This is a genomic window from Oceaniglobus sp. K40-3 (assembly GCF_055808395.1).
On record NZ_CM147868.1, the window covers coordinates 3015739 to 3036499 of the forward strand.

The window sequence follows — 20761 nt, forward strand, 5'->3', positions numbered from 1 at the left end:
ACCCCGCCGCCACTTCCTCCCGGCGGCGGGCACCTCGGCGGGCCAACCCAACGGCCCGCCACTTTTCTGAAAACCTGCCCAACTGAAAAAGGAAGCACGATGATGAAGGACGGCGACAACGGCGTTTCGGGCGACGAGCTGCGTGGCTATGTCGAACGGGTCGAGCGGCTGAGCGACGAAAAGCAGGAAAAGCAAGACGACATCAAAGTCGTTTATGCAGAAGCAAAGTCGCGTGGGTTCACCGCCAAGTACATCCGCGCCATTGTCAGGCTCCGCAAGAAATCGCCATCCGAGCGCGACGAAGACGACGCGATGATGGACATCTATCTGGAATCTGTCGGCATGGCCCGCGACACTCCGCTCTTCCGGCACGTCAGCGGGATGGGCGTTGATGTCGCCGCCCGCGACAAGGTCATCGAAGCACTCAAACTGCTGGCCCCGGAGGACGGCGAGATCACCGTCAAGGCCGGATCTGGCCCCCGCATCAGATTGTGGCGAGACAAGGAAGGCGTCCATGTCGAAGAGGTTAAAGACGTACCGCGCCCACCACCCGAGGAAAGCCGCAGGCCGAGCGGCCCGCGCAGACCCGGCGACGACGCTCCGGACTGTACCGAAGACGAGGCCTACGACCTGGGGCGCGACGCCCGAAAATCCGATTTGCCCGTCATCGCCAATCCCTTTGCATGGGACGATAAACGCCGCCGCAAGTGGGACGAAGGCTGGCGGGCCGAGGATGGTGGCGACGGCATGGGGCCGCACTGATGCAGCGACGCCCCTCAACGACTTCGGAACTGACCGGATTTGGCGACCTGCTCCAACCCAGCGAAGCGCAAGAACCGATCCTTGCGCGCCCGGTGCGCGCCGCGCTGATGGAATGGTTGACCGAAATCTGGGCCGCTGACGAACTGCGCGCGGTCAACCTGGCCCCGCGCCAGCGCGCTCTGTTTCATGGCGCCCCGGGGACCGGCAAGACCACCCTGGCCCACCACCTTGCCGCGCGGCTTGGGTTGCCCCTTCTGGCCATCCGGCCCGACAGGGTGATCGACTGCTGGGTCGGATCGACAGGCCGCAACATCGGGCAGCTTTTCGATCTGGCCCAGCCGGAAAACGAAGGCCCGGTTGTCATGTTCTTTGATGAATTTGAGGCCTTGGCGCACAAACGCATCGCATCCCAGCAGGGCGCGGACAACGAGCGCAACGCGAGCATTGACGTGCTGTTGCAACGGATCGAGGCGCACGACGGTTTCATTATTGCAGCCACCAACCACGGCGACAGGCTGGATCCCGCAATCTGGCGCCGGTTCGACATCCACATCGAAATCGAACTGCCGGGCCAGGAAGAGCGCGAACGCATCCTTGCCCGCTATCTCGCCCCCTTTGGCCTCCCCCGCCACGCTGACACTGCTGGCGGAAAGCTGCGCCACGGCTTCACCCGCGCTGCTGCGCCAGTTCTGCGAAGGCATGAAGCGGGCCTTGGTGATCGGCGAAAGGGTCGGGTGGGACATGCGCCGCGATCCGTCCATCACGCGACTGCTGACATCCATCTCGCCGCATCCGGAACTTGGCAAGCCGCGCCTTTGGAGCCTGGGACTGAAAGATCGCGCTGCCTCGGCACTCCCATGGCCACTACCCCGCGCCGAAGACATTCCGGACACGCCCGCGCCATCGTCCAACGCAGCCCACACCGTCGACACGAAGATCGCGCACTTCCCCGCCACCGCCGAGCACCAGACGAAAGGCACAAAATGAAAGACACCGCCACACCCTGGGCGAAAACCGGCTTTTACCGCGCCCACACCCCCACCGGCTGGGCCGCCTATTGCAAGGCCTACGGCTTCACCCGCCCCGCCACCAAGGAAGAGGCGGCAAATCAGGAAGGGATACACCAATGATCGGCCTGCGCCCCATGACACCCGCCGAACGCGCCATCATCACCACCCCCACCAAAGAGGTAATCCCCATGACCGACACCACCACGCCCCGCACCATGCGCAGCTATGGCTGGGTGCTGCTCGAACTCATGGGCCACCGCCAACGGATCGGACGCGCCAGCGACGAGGAAATCGGCGGCGGCGTCATGCTGCGCCTCGATATCCCCACCGAAGGCGACGATTACGCCACCGAATATTACGGCGCCGCGTCCATCTGCGCCATGCGCCCGATCTCCGAAGAGGTCGCCCGCGATCACTACGCCGCCCGCGATCCGCGCCCACCGCGCCCGGTGCAGTACCGCGAACCGGCCCAGATCGAACAGGACCACGACGACGAACCGGAGTTTTGACGATGACCAACATCGAATGGACCGAGGCGACGTGGGGCCAGATGCCGGGCGGGGTGGCGTGATGGAAGATTACATGAGTAAGTTGCTCGCAGCAGCGAGCCTGTGCGTCAAGCGCGGCATCCGACATGGCAGATGTCGTTCGAGATGGCGGCATATCTCCACAAGATAATATCGGATCAGGTGAGACGATAATACTTCTGGCCGATAGTTTGCGCCTGCTGATCGACGGGATGAGGTGTGATCTGCCCGGCGCACTTTACGAACCGACCAATCAGTTGCACGGCGCACTGATCCGCTTTCTGGATGACCGCCAATGACCGCCCCATTGCATCGGCACTGCGCGACCGGGTCGGACTCGCAGTTACCCATGATCATCGACAGCTTCGCAGGAGGCGGCGGGGCCAGCACAGGGATTGAACTGGCGCTGGGGCGCAGCCCCGATGTGGCGATCAACCACAACTCAGCCGCGCTGGCGCTGCATGCCGCCAACCATCCTGAAACACTGCATCTGGATAGCAACATCTGGGATGTGAAGCCGCTGGACGTGACAAAGGGGCGGCATGTCGGGCTGCTCTGGGCATCGCCCGACTGCAAGCATTTCAGCAAGGCAAAGGGCGGCGCGCCTCGTGATCGCAACATCCGCGACCTCGCGTGGGTGGTGGTGGATTGGGCGGAACAGGTGCGCCCCGATGTGATCCTGATGGAGAACGTCGAGGAATTCCTGACATGGGGGCCATTGGGCGAAGATGGCCAGCCGATGAAGGAATTCGCGGGCATGACGTTTGATCTATGGGTCAAGCGGTTGCGCAAAGCCGGATATAAGGTCCAGTGGCGTGAGCTGCGCGCATGCGACTATGGCGCACCGACGATCCGCAAGCGGTTCTTCATGGTGGCCCGGCGCGACGGCCGGTCGATTGTCTGGCCAAAGCCCACCCACGGCGATCCGAAATCAACCGCGGTGAAGCGTGGTCACCGCCTGCCCTGGCGCACCGCCGCCGATTGCATCGACTGGTCACTGCCCTGCCCGTCGATCTTCGACACCGGCCCCCAGATCATGAAAAAGCACGGGCTGCGCGCCGCTCGCCCGCTGGCGAGAAACACGATGGCCCGGGTGGCGCGCGGAATGAAACGCTATGTGCTGGACAGTGCCGATCCTTTCATTGTTGGCGTTGGCGGGCGCATGGGGCAAAGCAACGAACGCCCGGTCAGCGGCACGTTCCAGGCGATCACCGCCAAGGCCGACAGTTGCGTCGTCGCTCCAATACTGACCCACCTTTACTCGGCAAATTCGGCGGGAGGATTGGATGGCGCGCCAGATCAGCCGGCTAAAACAATCACGGCAGGCGGGCAGCACCACGCGCTGATCGCGCCGTCACTCGCCACCTATTACGGACACGGCGGGACAAGAGGCACCCGCACCGCCGATCTGGCCGACCCGCTTAGGACAGTGACCACCGAGAACCGTCATGCACTGATCGCACCCATCATGGCCACCATGCGCAACAGCCAGAAACCATGGCAAGGCTGCAACGAGCCGACCCACACGATCACGGCGGGCGGCACAGGCCTTACTGCCATTGCCCCCTACCTTGCCAGCATCGCCCATGGCGACAGCGGTGGGCGGCGCGAATACCCACTCACCGAAACCATGGGTGTGGTCACGTCCGGCGGGGTTCAGCACGCCCTCTGCGCCCCGACGCTGGTGCAGACCGGCTATGGCGAGGCACCGGGTCAGGCGCCCCGATCACTCGACATAGGCGCACCGCTTGGCACCGTCGTGGCGGGCGGTGTCAAACACGCCACTGCCGCCGCGTTTCTGGCACAACAGAACGGCGGGCCGCGCATGGATGCCCACGCCGGACACGATGTCGGAAAACCGATATCGACCATCGCCGCTTCAGGCAGCCACCAAACACCCGTCGCCGCATGGTTCGCAAAATACTACGGCACTGGTGATGGCGCGCCCATGTCCGACCCGATGCACACGGTGACCGTGAAGGACCGCATGGGCCACATGCAGGCCGATCTGGCCGCGCCACCGTTCACCGATACCCATGCAGCGCGTGCGCGCGAGGTGGCCGATTTCCTGCGCGCCCATGGCGCATGGGATGACCGTGAATTCGTGACGCTCGACATCGACGGCGCGACCTTCGTGATCATCGACATCGGCATGCGCATGCTCACCCCGCGCGAATTGTTCAACGCGCAAGGATTCCCCGCCGATTATGTGATCGAAGGCCACTGGACCGAAAGCGCCGGAAAGTGGGCATGGCACCCGTTCCCCAAGAACGTACAGGTCAGCTGCTGCGGAAACAGTGTCTGCCCCCCACTGGCCGAGGCGCTGGTGCAGGCAAATTGCCAACATCTGATGGAAGGAAGGATTGCGGTATGAGCCAGAAAAAGGAGAGCCTTACCCTCAAGTGGGGAACGCTGAAGGGTTGGGACGTCCACACCGACGCCAGCTACCATGCTCTGACCCGGTACGAAGAAGGCGGCGCGTCATGGTCCACAATGGCGCAGCAGGACAGCCCCGCGCAAAAGCAGGCGCTGTGCGAACTGATCGACGCGATTGATGGTGAAATCCACAATGATTGGTCGGGGGAAACGATGACCAAGGAAGAAGCCAAGGCCTATGTGATGGAATACCGAGCATGAAACCCCGCCGCATCCAGCTCAGCCGCCAGAAAGGATGGCGCAAGCCCGAGGGCGCCGTGGTGGTAAGCCGCCCCGGCCTGTTCAGCAATCCTTGGCGCGCATCCCCGAGCGCACCAACCCTTGCCAACACCAACCGGATCGGCCCCGTCGGAGAGGTTGCGATTTACGACCATCGCGGCATCTGGAACCATTACCAAACCTGCCCCCACGCAGACAGCATCGAGGCCGTGGTCTCACTGTTTGAAACATGGATTCGGGGCAATGGCATAGGGGGTTTGCCCAGCGGTCTGACAAGAGGCCGCTTGGAAAGTTGGCGCGCCGCCATGGTGACCAGACGGCATCGCATCCTTGATCACCTGCACACACTGCGCGGCAAGGATCTATGCTGCTGGTGCCCACTGGACGGCCCGTGTCATGCCGACGTGCTGCTGGAAATCGCGAACGCGCCAATTCGCGCACTGAAGGACTAAACATGCCCGCCGCCCGACCGTCCATTGCTGCCGTCCAGAACGTGCTCAAGGCCATGCAGGCATGCGGCCTTCGGCCCGGTGCCGTGCGCGTGGACGCGGACGGGGGCTTCACGGTGGATGAGGCCAAGCCCGTTGACGAAACCCCGCGCGCTGCGGCATCGTCGGCCCCACGCTGGGGTCAGACAGGATGAGTGATGTGAGGGTAAATCTGCCGGGCTATGTCCCCGAACGACGCGGCGACCGCATCCTGCACCGCGTCCGCGTCGAGGGTGACAAACGCAAGCGGATCACGATCCCGGTCGGCCCGGAAAGCCCGTCATTTTCGGAACACTACCATGCCGCCCGGCTGGGCGAACCGCTGGACACCACCCCGCCCGAACGCATCGCCCCCGGTCGTCGCACAATGGGCGCGATGATCGAAGGCTATCTCGCACAGCTGGCGCGCGATGCTGACGCGGGGAACATGTCTCCGCTGACCCTCAAACAGCGAAAGTCGCTGCTGACCCGCGTGGCGAAGATGCCCGACGAAACTGGCGCCCGCACAATGGGCGAATATCACTGCGACATGCCGCCCGCCGCGATGATGCATATCCAGGATGAATGGGGCGCCCGAACCGGCCAGGCCGATCTCGTCTATCAAAGCCCTGCGCGCGGCGTTTGAATGGGCGATCCGCCGGGAATGGCTGGCGCACAATCCAGCCGCATCGGTCAAGATGATTCACCGGGCGCGCGGCGGCACAACGCCGTGGTCGCCAAAGGACATCCGCGCGTTTCTCGACATTCATCCACCGGGCACAGCCGCCTATACCTGGGTTATGATGGGCCTCTGGACCGGTGCGCGCCTGTCCGATCTGTGCCGTCTGGGTCGCGACGACGAGGTAATGCGCAGCGGCGTTCGATGGCTGGAATGGCAGCCGGGCAAGAAAGGTTCGGCGGCCATGGCCCTGCCAATGGCCGCACAACTGATCGAGGCAACGCGCGCTGGCCCTATCGTCGGCAAGACGTTCATCGTCAACGAATACGGCAGGCCGTTCGCCAACGGCCCCAGTCTGGCGGAACGCGTCCGCAAATGGACGGCGGCGGCTGGCCTGACCCGAAGATCATCCCACGGCCTGCGAAAAGCGATGGCGGCGCTGCTGGCGGAAGCAGGCGCATCGGAGAATCAGATCATGGCAATGCTTGCCCACACCCAACCCATTACGTCTGCGATCTACACCAAATCCGCGCGCCGCGCCCAGATGGCAGCACAGGCAGTCGAGGCCATGCAATCCGTGAAAATCATCTAAAGTGTCCACCGGCATTCCGCGCCGTGGACACTCCGTCCAAAATACACAACGAAAACAACGGTTCTAAAATGGTGTGGTACCACCTCCTGGTCTCGAACCAGGGACCTCTTGATCCACAATCAAGCGCTCTAACCAACTGAGCTAAGGCGGCACGAGGGCTGATTTACCCGCCACATTCCCGCTTTGCAAGGGCCGGGCGACGAAAATTGCTGCTTGGCCACCACCGGACCCAACGACACGCCCCATATTTCGCGTAAAACCATGTGCACAAGGGCGATGAGCATGTCCAACCATGTCTGCGCGCCGTGCGATCCGGTGGCGCGCCCCGGATGCCCCCCACTTGCGGCGCTACACGCAAAGCGATACGCCAACGGTCAGACCAAACGGAGGCGACCATGGGTATCAACAGCGAAAGCGAAATTGCCGCAAACCTGCAAATCGGACCGACCGACAAAGGCATGGTGCGCCTTTACGTCGAAGGCGACGGCGTGGATCTGCCGCTTGATTTTGACCCGGACGAAGCCGAAGAAATCGCCGAAGAACTGCGCGCCGCCGCTGCACAGGCCCGCAAGATCAGCGGCAAGGGACGTTAACGCCAACCTGGGTGAGCGATCTGGTGGAGTCGATCGGGATCGAACCGACGACCTCGTCATTGCGAACGACGCGCTCTCCCAACTGAGCTACGACCCCACTGGTCTTTAGGTGGACCATCGCCCGATATCTGTCAAGATGTCGGGCAGCGCGGCACAGGGAACAATCGGTGTATTCGGGGGTTGTAGGGCGATGGCTTTGAAAATTCCCATGGTTTCGACCACGTTTTACCGTTTGCGTCGGATCAGCCGCAAATTGTGGGTGCGGGCCGGTCTTGTTGCCGGGCTGGGCCTGATCGCACCGTTGGTTTTGGGTGTGGCTGCCCCGCTGGTTCCCGATGAAATCGCCGATGCGGTCGCGCCCGAAGCGGTGGAAAATATTCTGAAAATTCTTGCCTCCAGCATGTTGGCGGTAACAATCTTTTCCCTGTCGATCATGGTGTCGGCGCGCCAATCCGCCTCAACCCAGGTGACGCCGCGCTCACACCAATTGTTGCTTGAGGATACAACGACCCAGACCGTACAGGCGACCTTTCTCGGCGCCTTTGTCTTTTCGCTGTTCGGGCTGATCGCGCTTTCGACGGGGTATACCGATACCCGGGGGGCCGTGGTGATGTTGGCGTTCACCCTGTTGGTCATCGCGCTGGTGGTACTGGCGATTCTGCGCTGGATTGATCATTTGACCCGGCTGGGCAGCGTGCTGGAAACCACCCGGCGGGTCGAAGAGGCGGCGCGCAGCGCGCTGGAGGTACGTGCCAAATGGCCCTGTCTGGGCGCGCAGCACTTCACGGGCGATTCCTCTGACATTCCGGCGACGGCACGTGCGGTTAGCGCCAAGAATGCTGGATATGTGCAACATCTGGATGTATCTGCCCTGTCTGAACTGGCAGAAGATCAGAAATTTGATATTTTCGTCAACGTCCATCCGGGCAGTTTTGTGCCCGAAGGCGCCGTTCTGCTGCATCACACGGGCGATTGCGATGATGATGATCTGATGGATGCCTTCACCATTGGCGATGCCCGGGTTTACGATCAGGATCCCCGGTTCGGGCTTGTTGTGCTCAGTGAAATTGCCCAGCGCGCCCTGTCGCCCGGCATCAACGATCCGGGAACGGCCATTGATGTCATCACCCGGCTGCACCGGCTTCTGGATCAAAGCTATCGGACGCACGACCAAAATCAGGCGGTCGAATATCCCCGGGTGCGAGATCATTCCGATCACCCCCGAGGCCCTGATGCGCGATGGGTTCGACCCGATCGCGCGTGACGGCGCGGCGATGATCGAGGTGCAGATCCGCCTGCAAAAGGCGTTGGGGCATCTGGCACGATCACCGGACCCAGAGTTGGCAAGCGCCGCAAAATCCGCTGCCCGGCGCGCATTTGCGCGCGCCGAACATGGGCTGACCCTGCGTGACGATCTGGAACGGCTCAAGCAGGTCCGCGCCTGATCTATTCTGCCGCGTCGAGGTATTCTTCAAGCGGCGGGCAGGTACAGATCAGGTGCCGGTCGCCGTAAACATTGTCGACCCTGTTCACCGGCGGCCAGTATTTATCGACCCGGAACGCGCCTTTGGGATAGCACCCCTGTTCGCGCGAATAGGGCCGGTCCCAATCCCCCACCAGATCCTCGACGGTGTGGGGCGCATTCCTGAGGGGGTTGTTCTCTGCATCGCCCCCTCCTCTACCGCGCGAATTTCATCGCGGATGTTCAGCATCGCGTCACAGAACCGGTCCAGTTCGGCCTTGGTTTCGCTTTCCGTCGGTTCCACCATCAGCGTCCCGGCCACGGGCCATGACATGGTGGGCGCGTGAAATCCATTGTCGATCAACCGCTTGGCAATGTCATCGACGGTGACATGGGCGGATTTTTCAAACGGGCGCGTGTCAAGGATGCATTCATGCGCCACACGGCCTTCGCTGCCCTTGTAAAGAACATCGTAGGCCCCTGCGAGCCGCTTGGCGATATAATTGGCGTTCAGGATCGCCACCTTCGTCGCCTGCGTCAGCCCCGCGCCGCCCATGAGCAGGCAATAGGCCCATGAAATCGGCAGGATCGAGGCCGACCCAAACGGCGCGCCGCTGACCGGGCCATCAGAACCCAGTTCGGGGTGCCCCGGCAGATGCGGCGCCAGATGCGCCTTGACGCCGATTGGCCCCATGCCCGGCCCACCGCCCCCGTGGGGGATGCAGAACGTCTTGTGCAGGTTCAGGTGCGACACGTCGCTGCCGATCTCGCCGGGTTTGGCAAGGCCCACCATGGCGTTCAGGTTGGCCCCATCCAGATACACCTGCCCGCCGTGTTCATGGGTGATCTCGCAAACTTCTTTCACTGTTTCCTCAAACACTCCGTGGGTGGAGGGATAGGTGATCATGCAAGCGGCCAGCGTATCGCCCGCCGCCTCGGCCTTGGCACGGAAATCAGCGACATCAATATCGCCCCGTTCGGTGCATTTCACCACAACCACCTTCATGCCGCACATCTGGGCGCTGGCCGGGTTGGTGCCATGGGCGTTGACCGGAATCAGGCAAACGTGCCGCTGATCATCGCCATTCGCCCTGTGATAGGCGGCGATGGTCAGCAGGCCGGCATATTCACCCTGCGCGCCACTGTTGGGTTGCAGCGACATGGCGTCATAACCGGTGATCTGGCACAGCTTGGCGCCCAGATCTTCGAGCATTTCGGTATAACCCTGCACCTGATCGGTGGGGGCGAACGGGTGGATCAACGAAAATTCCGGCCATGTGATCGGCATCATTTCCACGGCAGCGTTCAGTTTCATGGTGCAAGACCCAAGCGGGATCATCGCCCGGTCCAGCGCCAGATCACGATCCGACAATCGGCGCATATACCGCATCATTTCGGTTTCGGCCCGGTTCATGTGGAACACCGGGTGGGTCAGATACTCAGAGCTGCGCAACAGGGCGTCGGGAATGCGATAGTCCTGGCTCAGATCATCGCGCTTGCCGTGAATGCCAAAGGCATCCCACAGCCGTTCCACCGTTTCGGGACGGGTGGTTTCATCAACCGTGATGCCCAGTTTTGTGTCACCCACCACGCGCAGGTTGATTTTCTGGCGCCGCGCCTCGTCAAGGATCGCGCCGCGCAGGGCACCGCATTCGACCGTAATCGTGTCAAAGAAGACTCCCGGTTCCACGACGTATCCCTGCGCCTCAAGAACCTTGGCCACACGCACGGTTTTGCGATGAATGCGCTGCGCGATGGCCTTCAGCCCCTCAGGGCCATGGAACACCGCATAAAACGATGCCATCACCGCCAAAAGCGCCTGCGCAGTGCAAACGTTCGACGTGGCCTTTTCCCGGCGGATATGCTGTTCGCGGGTTTGCAGGGACAGGCGGTACGCCTTGTTGCCCCGGGCATCGATCGACACGCCAACGATCCGGCCGGGCATCGCCCGTTTCAGGGCATCCTTACAGGCCATATAGGCGGCATGCGGCCCACCATAGCCCATGGGAACGCCAAACCGCTGGGTACTGCCCACGGCAATATCGGCCCCCATGGCGCCGGGTTCCTTCAACAGGGTCAGGGCCATGGGATCGGCGATGACGATGCCAATCGCCGATGCCGCATGCAGGGCCTCCATTTCATCGGTGAAATCGCTCAGGTGGCCGTGGGTGCCGGGGTATTGGAACACGGCGCCGAACACCTTGTCCGCCTCAAGCGTGTCGGGCGCGCCGACAATTATTTCAATGCCCAAAGGCTCGGCCCGGGTGCGGATCACGGCGATGTTCTGGGGGTGGCAGTTTTCATCGACGAAAAACGCCGGGGCCTTCGATTTGGCCACCCGCTGTGCCATGGTCATCGCCTCGGCCGCTGCTGTCGCCTCATCCAGCAATGACGCATTGGCCACATCCAGACCGGTCAGATCGCACACCATGGTCTGATAATTCAGCAGCGCCTCAAGCCGCCCCTGGGAAATCTCGGGCTGATAGGGGGTATAGGCGGTGTACCACGCCGGATTTTCCAGAATGTTGCGCTGAATCGCCGGGGGTGACAGTGCCGTGAAACCCCTGCCCGATCATGCTTGAGAAGACCTGGTTCTTTTTGGCGACCTGGTTCATGTACCACAGCAGTTCTCGCTCGGATTTCGGTTTCCCGAAATCCAGCGGCTCGGCCTGGCGGATCGCCTTGGGCACGGTCTGGCCGATCAGTTCGTCCAGCGAGGCAACCCCCAGCACGGCCAGCATCTGTTCCATCTCGGCGGGCGACGGGCCGATGTGGCGGCGGTTGGCGAAATCATAGGGCAGATAATCGGTGGGGGTGAAGGTCATCACAGGCTCCGACAACGGAAAGAAAGGGAAAAGGCCCCGCAGCGCGCGGCCCTGATCCGGCGCATGGCCCGCCGGAGACATCGAGACACTCTTGCTCGGCGATCAGCCGATAAACTTGAGATAGGCCGTTTCGTCCATCAGATCGTCCAGCACCGACAGATCCTCAAGTTTCATCTTGAAGAACCAGCCGTTGCCGGTGGCGTCTTCGTTGACCAGGGCGGGGTTATCGACCAGCGCCTCGTTCACCTCGACGATCTCGCCATCCAGCGGGGCCATGATATCGGATGCGGCCTTGACCGATTCGATCACCACGACCTCTTCATCCTTGACCACGGTGCGGCCTTCCTCGGGCAGTTCGACAAACACCAGATCGCCCAACTGCTCGGCGGCGTGATCGGTGATGCCAACGACGACGACATCATCTTCGACGCGCAGCCATTCGTGTTCTTCGGTGAATTTCATGGGCAGGTTCCTTTGTGGGGTTAGCGTTTGAATGTGGCGGCGCGAAACGGCATGTCCGCCACGGTGACCGGGTGCCGCTTGCCGCGCATTTCAGCATAAAGAATGGTGCCGGTGGTGGCCAGTTCGGTCGCGACATAGCCCATGGACATGGGCGCCTCGATACTCGGGCCATAGGCCCCCGAGGTGACGGTGCCGATGGGGGCGCCGCCAGTATCACCGGCGAACAATTCAACCCCGGCCCGCACCGGCGCGCGGCCTTCGGGGCGCAGGCCAACACGGCGGCGCGCGGTCCCGTCGGCCATCTGCGCAAACACCGTGTCAGCGCCAGGAAAACCGCCAGCGCGCACGCCACCGGCGCGGCGCGCCTTCTGGATCGCCCAGTTCAGCGCCGCCTCGACGGGCGTTGTCGTGGTGTCAATGTCGTTGCCATAAAGACACAGGCCCGCCTCAAGGCGCAGGGAATCCCGCGCGCCAAGGCCGATCCATTCAACAGCGTCCAGCGCCAGCAGCGCGCGGGCCAGATCGGGGGCCGAGGCATTGGGCACCGAAACCTCAAACCCGTCCTCGCCGGTATAGCCAGAACGCGAAATCGTCAGCGGGCCGAACAGGGTATCCACCGCGATCACATCCATGAACCGCATCGCCGCCACATCCGGCACCAAGGTGGCCAGCGCCGCCTCGGCCTCTGGCCCCTGCAAGGCCAACAGCGCGCGATCGTCCAGTTCCTCAATCTCACACGCGTCCGCCAGATGGGCGCGCATATGGGCCAGATCGTCGACCTTGCAGGCCGCATTGACCACCACGAACAGGTGATCGCCCCGGTTGGCGACCATCAGATCATCCAGAATTCCGCCCGCGTCGTTGGTGAACAGCGCATACCGCTGCCGCCCCGCGGCGAGGCCCAACAGATCGACCGGCACCAGCGTTTCCAGCGCAAGGGCGGCATCCCCCACATCGCCCGATTTCGGGCGCAGGGCCACCTGCCCCATGTGCGACACATCAAACAGCCCCGCCGCCGTGCGGCAATGCAAGTGTTCCTTCATCACGCCAAGGGGGTATTGCACCGGCATGGCATAGCCCGCGAAAGGCACCATTTTGGCCCCCGCCTCAACATGCAGATCGTGCAGTGCCGTCTGTTGTAACTCAGCCATCGCCGTCTTCCCCTCTCCGGCGCGTGGCCGGGCAAAATCCGTGGCGCCGTTGCACCCTCTGTTCTGCCCCCTCTGTCCTGTTGCCTGAGATCGCTATCCCTTCGGCGGGCGCTGCGGCGCCACTCTCCAGAGTCTGTTGATCGGCGGCGGTCCTTTGGCCTGAGAGTTTACCGGGGCGGTTGCTCCTTCGGCACCACCGACCATGGATATGGCCAATGGATTCTCCCGTCGCTGACGTGGGTGACTATTTCGATGGGCGCGGGGTTTGGCAAGCAAAACCACCCGCGCCCCGCCGAAAAGAAACCCATTTCATCGCCGTGGCGGGCGTTCTGCGCCGTTCACCCCGGCACAGTCACCACGATTGCGCCCCGATCCGTGGTGACAACCGTATGTTCATACTGCACCACCGGCGCGCAGGGTTCGCTGTGCAAGGTCCAGCCATCGCCCCCCTCAACCGCCCAAAGACCGCCGGTGGACAAAAACGGTTCCACGGTCAGAACCAGCCCCCTGTTCATGCGCCGTTTGTCGCGGGTCGGCCAGGTGGCGATTTCTTCGGGGTATTCATGAAGCGAGCGGCCAACACCGTGACTGGCAAGGTTGCGGATCAGGGTATAATCCCGCGCCTGTGCGAAACGTCCGATGGCCTTGCCGATGCCCGCCAGCGGTTTGTTGCTGCCAACCTGCGCAATGCCGATCTGCATGGCCCGTTTGCCATCGCGGCAAAGACGATCCAGCGACGCAGGCACAGGCGCAACGCGGTATGTGGCACCTGTATCGGCAAAATATCCGTTCTTTGACGCCGATACGTCGATGTTCACCAGATCACCCGCCGCAATCACCCGATTGCCGGGGATGCCGTGGGCGATTTCCTCGTTCACGCTGATGCAGGTTGCCCCCGGGAAATCATAGGTTGCTTGGGGGCCGAAATTGCGCCTTCCTCCACCAGCAACGTCGCGCCGATATCATCGAGTTCGGCCGTTGTCATGCCCGGTTCCATTGCCTTTGCCATGGCCTGCATGGTGTTGGCGACAATGCGGCCGATGTCTTTCAGGGCGTTCAGTTCGTCTTGCTTTGTGATTGTCATTCGTTGCCCTTTTGCTGTGGCGGCGCGCATGGTCGATTGGCGGCTTAACACGAAAATGGATATGTAGCGCAAGAATTGCTGCTTGCACTTTGTCGCGCGCCGGATGCAGATTGCCGCCATGACAGATCCGATGTTTTTTGGCTATGGGTCGCTCGTTAATCGGGCCACCCATGCCTATCCCGATGTGCGGGTGGCCCGCCTTGAAGGCTGGCGCAGGGTGTGGCGCCACACCGATATCAGCGAAACCGCGTTCCTGACCGCCGTGCCAAGCAGCGGCACCACCATTGATGGGGTGGTTGCCCGGGTACCGGGAAATGACTGGGCGGCGTTGGATCTGCGCGAAACCGGGTATGACCGGGTTGGCGTGCAGATCGACGCGGCAGACGTGGCGGTTTATTCCATCGCCGAGGGGCGGCACGGCGCGCCCGACGTGCCGCGCCATATCCTGATCAGCTATCTTGATGCGGTGATTCAGGGGTTTATCCGTGAATTCGGCGAAGCGGGCGTGGGGCGGTTCTTTGCCACCACCGACGGCTGGGATGCGCCGGTGGTCGACGACCGCAGCGCGCCGCGCTATCCGCGCCACCAACCGTTAACCGACGGTGAACGCGGCCTTGTGGATCACCACCTTGCCGCGATGGGTGCGCGGGTTCAGCGGGTCTGACCCAGCCGCCCAATCACAGCTTGGGCAGGGTTTGCAACAGCGGCAACAGATCGGCCATTTCCGGGCCGCGTGCCTGCCCTGTCACCGCCTTGCGCAGGGGCATGAACAGCCCCTTGCCCTTGCGCCCGGTCGCCTCTTTCACGGCAGCAGTCCATGTACCCCATGTGTCGGGGCCAAAGGGCAGCGGCGGCAGCATCGCGAACGCCTGCGCCACGAATTCGCGGTCTTCCTCGGCCACATCGGGTGTGGCACCATCACGCATCAGCGCCCACCAATGGGCCATGTCGGCGCGGGTGGCGATATTGCCCTTCACCACACCCCAGAATTGCGGCGCGATGGTATCGGGCACGCCCAGCGCGGCAATTTCACCCTGCACCCGTTCGAACGGCATGGCCGCCACGGCGCGGGCGGTCAGAGGTTTCAGATCGTCGGAATCAAACTTGGTGGGCGCACTGCCGAAATGGGAAATGTCGAACCCTTCGACCAGTTCGTCCAGCGTGCTGCGCAGCTCAACCGGTTGCGACGACCCCAGACGCGCCATCAGCGACAACAGCGCCATGGGTTCAACCCCCGCCGCCCGCAAATCGCGCAACGACAAGGTGCCAAGACGTTTTGACAGCGCCTCGCCGTGGGGACCGGTCAACAGGGAATGGTGGGCGAATTCCGGGTGGCCATGGCCCAGCGCCGCCATGATCTGAATTTGCGTGGCGGTGTTGGTCACATGGTCACTGCCACGCACCACATGGGTCACGCCCATGTCGGTGTCATCCACCACCGAGGCCAGCGTATAAAGAACCTGACCATCGCCCCGGATCAGCACCGGATCGCTGACACTGGCCGCGTCAATGGAAATGTCGCCCAGCACGCCGTCGGTCCAGTTGATGCGCGCATGATCGAGAAGAAACCGCCAATGGGGGCTGCGTTCGCCGCGCAGACGGGCTTTTTCATCGTCGGACAGGGCCAGTGCCGCGCGGTCATAAACCGGCGGTTTGCCCATGTTCAGTTGTTTCTTGCGTTTGAGATCCAGTTCAACCGGGGTTTCAAACCCCTCATAGAACCGCTCTTTTTCGCGCAACGCATCCGCGGCGGCGTGATAGCGGTCAAGCCGCGCGCTCTGCCGTTCGATCTTGTCCCAGGTCAGGCCCAGCCATTCCAGATCTTCCTGAATCGCGTCGGCATATTCCTGTTTGCTGCGTTCGGGGTCGGTATCGTCGAGGCGCAGAATGAAGGTGCCGCCCGCCTTGCGCGCAATCATCCAGTTCATCAGCGCAGTGCGCAGATTTCCGATGTGAATATAGCCGGTGGGCGACGGGGCGAAACGGGTGGTGGTCATGGCGATCTCCTGTTGCGTTGTTCCATTCCACAACCACGGCGCCTTGTCCAGAATGGCCCTGCGCGACAGCGTGCAACGGCAAATGGGCAGGATCGGCCCATCGTAGCGCTGTTGATTAAATGTTGGACATAACGATCTTGCACCCTACGTCAGACAAATAACCTTACATTTAACCTGACATTTCGGAGACTGCCCATGCCTCTGCCCACACCTTTTCTGACCCGCCGCGCCACTTTGGCTGGCGCTGCCGCCCTGCCCTCTGCCGCCATTCTTGGTGCCCCGGCACAGGCCGAGGCCCATTCCGGCGCGCGGCCCGCCCCCTGCACAACAGTTTTGCCATCGGGGATTTCAGCGTCGCCACCCTGCTGGCGGGCACCCGCCCCGTGCCAGACCCGCAGACCATTTTCGGCATGAACGTCAGCGCGGATGAATTTTCCAAGGTCAGCCTCGCCAATTTCCTGCCCACGGATGCTGCACAGTTCTTTTTCACCCCCACGGTCGTGGCCACGGGGGATGAGGTGGTTCTGTTTGACACCGGGCTGAACGCCGAAGGCATCACCAACGCCCTGTCCGCCGCCGGATATGCGCCCGCAGACATCACCACGGTCGTCATCACCCATATGCACGGCGATCACATCGGCGGGTTGATGGAAGGCGACACGCCGACCTTTGCCAATGCCAGATATGTCACCGGCCAGACCGAATATGATTACTGGTCACAGGCCGACAACGACGGGTTCAAATCCAAGGTCGCGCCGCTGGCCGACAAGATGACATTCATCAAGGATGGCGACAGCCCCGTTTCCGGCATCACCGCCATTTCCGCCTTTGGCCACACGCCGGGGCATATGACATATCATCTGGAATCTGGGGATGATCGGCTGTTGCTCATGGCCGATACGGCCAACCATTATGTCTGGTCCCTCGCCTATCCCGAATGGGAGGTGAAGTTCGATTCCGACAAGGCCACCGCCGCCGCAAGCCGCAAGAAAATTCTCGGGATGGTCGCCGCCGACCGCATTCCGCTGGTCGGTTATCACATGCCGTTTCCCGGTATGGGATATGTGGAAACCCGGGGCGAAGGCGGGTTTCACTATGTGCCGGTCAGCTATCAGATGATGCTGAAGGGCTGATCCGCCCCATCGCTGGCGCGCCCTTAACCGGGATCGCGCCAGCGGTTGACGATCGGATAGCGACGATCCAGCCAGAATGAATGTTTCGTCAGACGCGGGCCGGGGGCCGCCTGAAAGCGTTTGTATTCCGAGACATAAATCAGGTGTTCCACCTTTTTCACCAGCGCCCGGTCATGGCCCAGTGCCACCACATCGGCCACCGAGGCATCCAGATCGATCAACTGCTCCAGGATCGCGTCCAGCACATCATAGGGCGGCAGTGAATCTGCGTCCTTCTGATCTTCGCGCAATTCGGCACTGGGGGGTTTGTCGATGATCCGGGGCGGAATCACCTCGCCCTCTGGCCCCATCATCCAGTCGCGGTGGTTTTCATTGCGCCAGCGGCAGGTTTCAAACACCCGGGTTTTATACAGCTCCTTGATCGGGTTATACCCCCCGCCATATCGCCATAAATCGTGGCATAGCCCACGGCGACCTCGGATTTATTGCCCGTCGTCAACAGCATCCCGCCGAATTTGTTGCTGATCGCCATCAGAAGCAGCCCGCGCAGGCGACTTTGGATGTTTTCCTCGGTCAGGTCGGGTTCAGTGCCTGCAAACAGCGGTGCCAGGGTGTTGGTGATCGCACTGCGCCCTTCGGAAATCGGCACGAAATCATATTGCGCGCCCAAAGCCTGCGCGCAGGCCCTGGCATCTTCCAGCGAACTTTCCGACGTATATTCCGAGGGCAGCATGACGCAACGCACGTTTTCCGGCCCCAAGGCATCACAGGCGATGGTGGCCACAAGCGCGGAATCGATCCCCCCCGACATGCCCAGCAGCGCCTTTTTGAACCCCGTCTTGCCCATGTAATCGCGCAAGGCCGTGACCATGACCCGGTAATCCTGTTCCCATTCATCCGGGTTATGCGCCTTTGGCCCTTCGGCAATGCGCCATCCATCGGGGCCATTTTCAAGGTCCACATGGGTGATGTCCTGATCGAACAGCGGCAGCTGAAACGCCAGTTCGCCGCCGGGGTTCAGCCCGAAAGACCCACCGTCAAACACCTGATCGTCCTGTCCGCCGACCATGTTGAGATAGATCAGCGGCAGGCCCGTTTCGACCACCCGCGCCACCATCTGATTGAACCGCGTGTCCAGTTTGCCCCGATAATAGGGCGATCCGTTGGGCACCAACAGGAACTCGGCCCCGGTTTCCTGCAATGTCTCGGCCACCTCGGGGTGCCAGGCATCTTCGCAGATGGGCGAACCGACCCGGACATCGCCCACGGAATAAGGCCCGCTCAAATCGCCACTGGCGAAAATCCGCACCTCATCGAACACGGTTTCATTGGGCAGATTGTGTTTCAGCACCCGCGCCGCCACCTTACCATCGCGGCAGATATAATAGGCGTTGAACAATTCCGCCCCTTCGATCCACGGCCCGCCGATGGCCAGCGCCGGACCGTCGGCACATTCGGCGGCAAGCGTATCAATCATTGCCATCGCGGTTTGGTGAAAGATCGGCTTTCGCACCAGATCCTGCGCGTTATAGCCGGTGATGAACATTTCCGGCAGCGCCACCAGATCGGCCCCGGCATCGCGCCCGGCCCGCCACGCGCGCCGCGCCTGTTCGGCATTGCCGGTCAGATCGCCCACCACGGGGTTAAGTTGTGCCAGGGTCAGGCGGAATTTCTGCGACATGGGGCGGCCTTTCTGCTGATTACAGCCCAATTAGCAGATAGCACGCGAATGGAAAGCCACCCCGCGCCCTGTCCGCCGGGTGGCGCGGCCCTGCCGGTGTGGGCAAAAACCGTTGCGGGGGCGCGGGGCCGACGATAGGCTTGCGGCAACACTGCAATATCGAACGCCGCGGCGTCGGCGGAATTGGGGGCACGGGTGCGACACAACAAAACAGGCATGGCAACGGTGAAACGCGCCCTTTGGGGCGGAGCTGCGGCAATTGCGCTGATTGGGGCCGCTCAGGCCCAAAGCGACGACGTGATCACCAAGCAATATGACGATGGCGGCGTCTATGAAGGCACGTTCAAGAACGGGCGTCAGGATGGCACCGGCACCTATCGCCTGCCCAACGGCTATGAATACACCGGTGATTGGGTCGAGGGCGAAATCTCGGGGCAAGGCACCGCGCGCTTTCCCAACGGATCAGTCTATGAGGGGCACTTCGCCAAGGGCAAACCCGAAGGGATCGGCAAGATCACCTTTGCCGATGGCGGCACCTATGAAGGCGACTGGGTGGATGGCAAGATCGAAGGATCGGGCAATGCCACCTATGCCAGCGGCGTGACATATGAGGGCGGCTTTCTGAACGCCCAGCATCACGGGCTGGGCCGGATGGAAACGCCCAACGGCTATATCTATGATGGCAACTGGGAAAACGGGGTGAAACAGGGGCGCGGCACCATCACCTATCCCGATGGGGCGGTTTATGCCGGTGACATGGCCGATGGCAAACGATCCGGCACCGGCACCCTGACCATGCCCGACGGGCTGACCTATGTGGGTCAGTGGTCGGATGGTGAAATCAACGGTCAGGGCGTGCTGACCCAGCCAAACGGCGATGTGTACGAAGGCACCCTGACAGCGGGCGAACGGGCCGGAAAAGGCACCGTGACCTATGCCAACGGCGACAGCTATGTCGGCGATTTCACCGGCGACCGGCGCGAAGGCCAGGGGGTGTTCACCGCCGCCGACGGATACCGCTATGAGGGCGATTGGGTTGCCGGGCGGATCGAAGGCGACGGCACCGTGAAATACCCCGACGGATCGGTCTATGTGGGGCAGTTCCGCGACGATCTGGCCGATGGCAAGGGCAAGATCACCTATCCCGATGGCGGCACCTATGACGGCGACTGGAAGGCCGGGGTCATCAATGGCACCGGCGTGGCAACCTATGCCAACGGTCTGGTTTATGAGGGTGAATTCAAGGATGCCCTGAACGACGGTCAGGGCACCATGACCTATCCCGACGGATACACCTATACCGGCGCATGGGTCAGCGGCCAGCGCAACGGCATGGGCAAGGCGACCTATGCCAATGGCACGGTCTACGAGGGCGAATTCGTCAACGGCACCCGCGAGGGCCAAGGCACGATCACCATGCCCGACGGGTTCACCTATGTCGGAAGCTGGAAAGCCGGCGAAATGGAGGGCGAAGGAATTGCCACCTATGCCACCGGCGATGTCTATGAGGGCGAATTCGTGGCAGGCAAACGCCAGGGTCAGGGGACGATCCGCTATGCCAATGGCGACGAGGCCTCTGGCGGCTGGGAAAACGGCGCGCTGACCTCTTCGAACTGAGCCGGGGTTTTCCGGCGATTTTCGGCTTTACATTCGCGTCTGCACGGGTATCGTCCGGCCTATG

19 protein-coding genes, 2 tRNA genes, 4 pseudogenes and 1 riboswitch are annotated in these 20761 nt (G+C 62.2%); of the genes and pseudogenes, 17 read left to right on the forward strand and 8 right to left on the reverse strand.

Translation table 11 applies throughout. The annotated features are described in order from the left end of the window. The first annotated feature begins 99 nt into the window (after positions 1-99). The 11 genes and pseudogenes from AC0L7P_RS15710 (at position 100) to AC0L7P_RS15760 (ending at position 6692) form a co-directional block, all read left to right on the forward strand. Positions 100-762: a DUF2312 domain-containing protein gene (locus AC0L7P_RS15710; protein ID WP_473433582.1), complete on the forward strand. Its 663-nt coding sequence runs from the start codon at positions 100-102 to the stop codon at positions 760-762. A gap of 107 nt (positions 763-869) precedes the next feature. Next, positions 870-1265, forward strand: a pseudogene (locus tag AC0L7P_RS15715) (AAA family ATPase); the annotation flags it as partial. A gap of 238 nt (positions 1266-1503) precedes the next feature. Beyond that, positions 1504-1749 (forward strand): hypothetical protein, encoded by a 246-nt coding sequence (locus AC0L7P_RS15720; RefSeq protein ID WP_473435543.1) that lies wholly within the window; start codon positions 1504-1506, stop codon positions 1747-1749. After that, complete coding sequence (locus AC0L7P_RS15725) at positions 1746-1892, forward strand: hypothetical protein (RefSeq protein WP_473435544.1); 147 nt, start codon at positions 1746-1748, stop codon at positions 1890-1892. The genes AC0L7P_RS15720 and AC0L7P_RS15725 overlap by 4 nt, the downstream gene beginning before the upstream one ends. Then, positions 1889-2281 carry a hypothetical protein gene (locus tag AC0L7P_RS15730; RefSeq protein WP_473433583.1) on the forward strand — a complete coding sequence of 131 codons (393 nt, stop codon included), beginning with the start codon at positions 1889-1891 and terminating at the stop codon, positions 2279-2281. The genes AC0L7P_RS15725 and AC0L7P_RS15730 overlap by 4 nt, the downstream gene beginning before the upstream one ends. A gap of 125 nt (positions 2282-2406) precedes the next feature. Further along, entirely contained in the window at positions 2407-2598 is a 192-nt protein-coding gene (locus AC0L7P_RS15735; protein WP_473433584.1) for a hypothetical protein, read from the forward strand. A gap of 50 nt (positions 2599-2648) precedes the next feature. Next, positions 2649-4673, forward strand: a complete 2025-nt coding sequence (locus AC0L7P_RS15740; protein ID WP_473433585.1) for a DNA cytosine methyltransferase — start codon at positions 2649-2651, stop codon at positions 4671-4673. Further along, complete coding sequence (locus AC0L7P_RS15745) at positions 4670-4936, forward strand: hypothetical protein (RefSeq protein ID WP_473433586.1); 267 nt, start codon at positions 4670-4672, stop codon at positions 4934-4936. Before AC0L7P_RS15740 ends, AC0L7P_RS15745 begins: the two co-directional genes overlap by 4 nt. Then, positions 4933-5406 (forward strand): DUF4326 domain-containing protein, encoded by a 474-nt coding sequence (locus AC0L7P_RS15750; protein WP_473433587.1) that lies wholly within the window; start codon positions 4933-4935, stop codon positions 5404-5406. The genes AC0L7P_RS15745 and AC0L7P_RS15750 overlap by 4 nt, the downstream gene beginning before the upstream one ends. Before the next feature lie 196 nt (positions 5407-5602). Further along, positions 5603-6067, forward strand: coding sequence for a hypothetical protein (locus AC0L7P_RS15755; protein ID WP_473433588.1), 465 nt, complete (start codon positions 5603-5605; stop codon positions 6065-6067). Continuing rightward, complete coding sequence (locus tag AC0L7P_RS15760) at positions 6003-6692, forward strand: tyrosine-type recombinase/integrase (RefSeq protein WP_473433589.1); 690 nt, start codon at positions 6003-6005, stop codon at positions 6690-6692. Before AC0L7P_RS15755 ends, AC0L7P_RS15760 begins: the two co-directional genes overlap by 65 nt. Before the next feature lie 74 nt (positions 6693-6766). Here the strand turns inward: AC0L7P_RS15760 and AC0L7P_RS15765 are convergent. Further along, positions 6767-6843, reverse strand: a tRNA-His gene (locus AC0L7P_RS15765). Positions 6844-7087: 244 nt separating this feature from the next. Between AC0L7P_RS15765 and AC0L7P_RS15770 the strand changes: the two genes are divergently transcribed. Beyond that, positions 7088-7285, forward strand: coding sequence for a DUF6324 family protein (locus AC0L7P_RS15770; protein WP_473433590.1), 198 nt, complete (start codon positions 7088-7090; stop codon positions 7283-7285). 21 nt (positions 7286-7306) lie between these two features. Here the strand turns inward: AC0L7P_RS15770 and AC0L7P_RS15775 are convergent. After that, a tRNA-Ala gene (locus AC0L7P_RS15775) sits at positions 7307-7382 on the reverse strand. A gap of 93 nt (positions 7383-7475) precedes the next feature. On the opposite strand from AC0L7P_RS15775, the gene AC0L7P_RS15780 reads away from it, so the two are divergent. Both AC0L7P_RS15780 and AC0L7P_RS15785 read left to right on the forward strand, forming a co-directional pair. Further along, complete coding sequence (locus tag AC0L7P_RS15780; protein WP_473433591.1) at positions 7476-8549, forward strand: DUF2254 domain-containing protein; 1074 nt, start codon at positions 7476-7478, stop codon at positions 8547-8549. Then, the gene (locus tag AC0L7P_RS15785; protein ID WP_473433592.1) at positions 8518-8730 is read left to right on the forward strand and encodes a hypothetical protein; all 213 of its coding nucleotides are present in this window, start codon (positions 8518-8520) and stop codon (positions 8728-8730) included. Before AC0L7P_RS15780 ends, AC0L7P_RS15785 begins: the two co-directional genes overlap by 32 nt. A gap of 1 nt (position 8731) precedes the next feature. Here the strand turns inward: AC0L7P_RS15785 and gcvP are convergent. The 4 genes and pseudogenes from gcvP to map all read right to left on the reverse strand — a co-directional run bounded on the left by gcvP (position 8732) and on the right by map (position 14269). Further along, positions 8732-11572, reverse strand: a pseudogene (gene gcvP, locus AC0L7P_RS15790) (aminomethyl-transferring glycine dehydrogenase). Between the two features lie 102 nt (positions 11573-11674). Continuing rightward, positions 11675-12034 (reverse strand): glycine cleavage system protein GcvH, encoded by a 360-nt coding sequence (gene gcvH, locus AC0L7P_RS15795; RefSeq protein ID WP_473433593.1) that lies wholly within the window; start codon positions 12032-12034, stop codon positions 11675-11677. 20 nt (positions 12035-12054) lie between these two features. Beyond that, positions 12055-13185 (reverse strand): glycine cleavage system aminomethyltransferase GcvT, encoded by a 1131-nt coding sequence (gene gcvT, locus AC0L7P_RS15800; RefSeq protein WP_473433594.1) that lies wholly within the window; start codon positions 13183-13185, stop codon positions 12055-12057. Between the two features lie 137 nt (positions 13186-13322). Then, positions 13323-13423, reverse strand: a riboswitch (glycine riboswitch). 100 nt (positions 13424-13523) lie between these two features. Next, a pseudogene (gene map, locus AC0L7P_RS15805) lies at positions 13524-14269 on the reverse strand (type I methionyl aminopeptidase). A gap of 82 nt (positions 14270-14351) precedes the next feature. On the opposite strand from map, the gene AC0L7P_RS15810 reads away from it, so the two are divergent. Beyond that, positions 14352-14933, forward strand: a complete 582-nt coding sequence (locus AC0L7P_RS15810) for a gamma-glutamylcyclotransferase family protein (protein ID WP_473433595.1) — start codon at positions 14352-14354, stop codon at positions 14931-14933. A gap of 13 nt (positions 14934-14946) precedes the next feature. Here the strand turns inward: AC0L7P_RS15810 and gltX are convergent, their stop codons facing one another. Beyond that, positions 14947-16266 (reverse strand): glutamate--tRNA ligase, encoded by a 1320-nt coding sequence (gene gltX / locus AC0L7P_RS15815; protein ID WP_473433596.1) that lies wholly within the window; start codon positions 16264-16266, stop codon positions 14947-14949. 383 nt (positions 16267-16649) lie between these two features. Here gltX and AC0L7P_RS15820 point away from each other — a divergent pair, with 383 nt between their 5' ends. Next, entirely contained in the window at positions 16650-17399 is a 750-nt protein-coding gene (locus tag AC0L7P_RS15820; RefSeq protein WP_473433597.1) for an MBL fold metallo-hydrolase, read from the forward strand. A 23-nt stretch (positions 17400-17422) separates the two neighbouring features. On the opposite strand, the pseudogene AC0L7P_RS15825 reads toward AC0L7P_RS15820, so the two are convergent. Continuing rightward, positions 17423-19080 (reverse strand): annotated as a pseudogene (locus AC0L7P_RS15825) (NAD+ synthase). A 216-nt stretch (positions 19081-19296) separates the two neighbouring features. On the opposite strand from AC0L7P_RS15825, the gene AC0L7P_RS15830 reads away from it, so the two are divergent. Next, positions 19297-20697 carry an MORN repeat-containing protein gene (locus AC0L7P_RS15830; protein ID WP_473435480.1) on the forward strand — a complete coding sequence of 467 codons (1401 nt, stop codon included), beginning with the start codon at positions 19297-19299 and terminating at the stop codon, positions 20695-20697. The last annotated feature ends 64 nt before the right edge of the window (positions 20698-20761 follow it).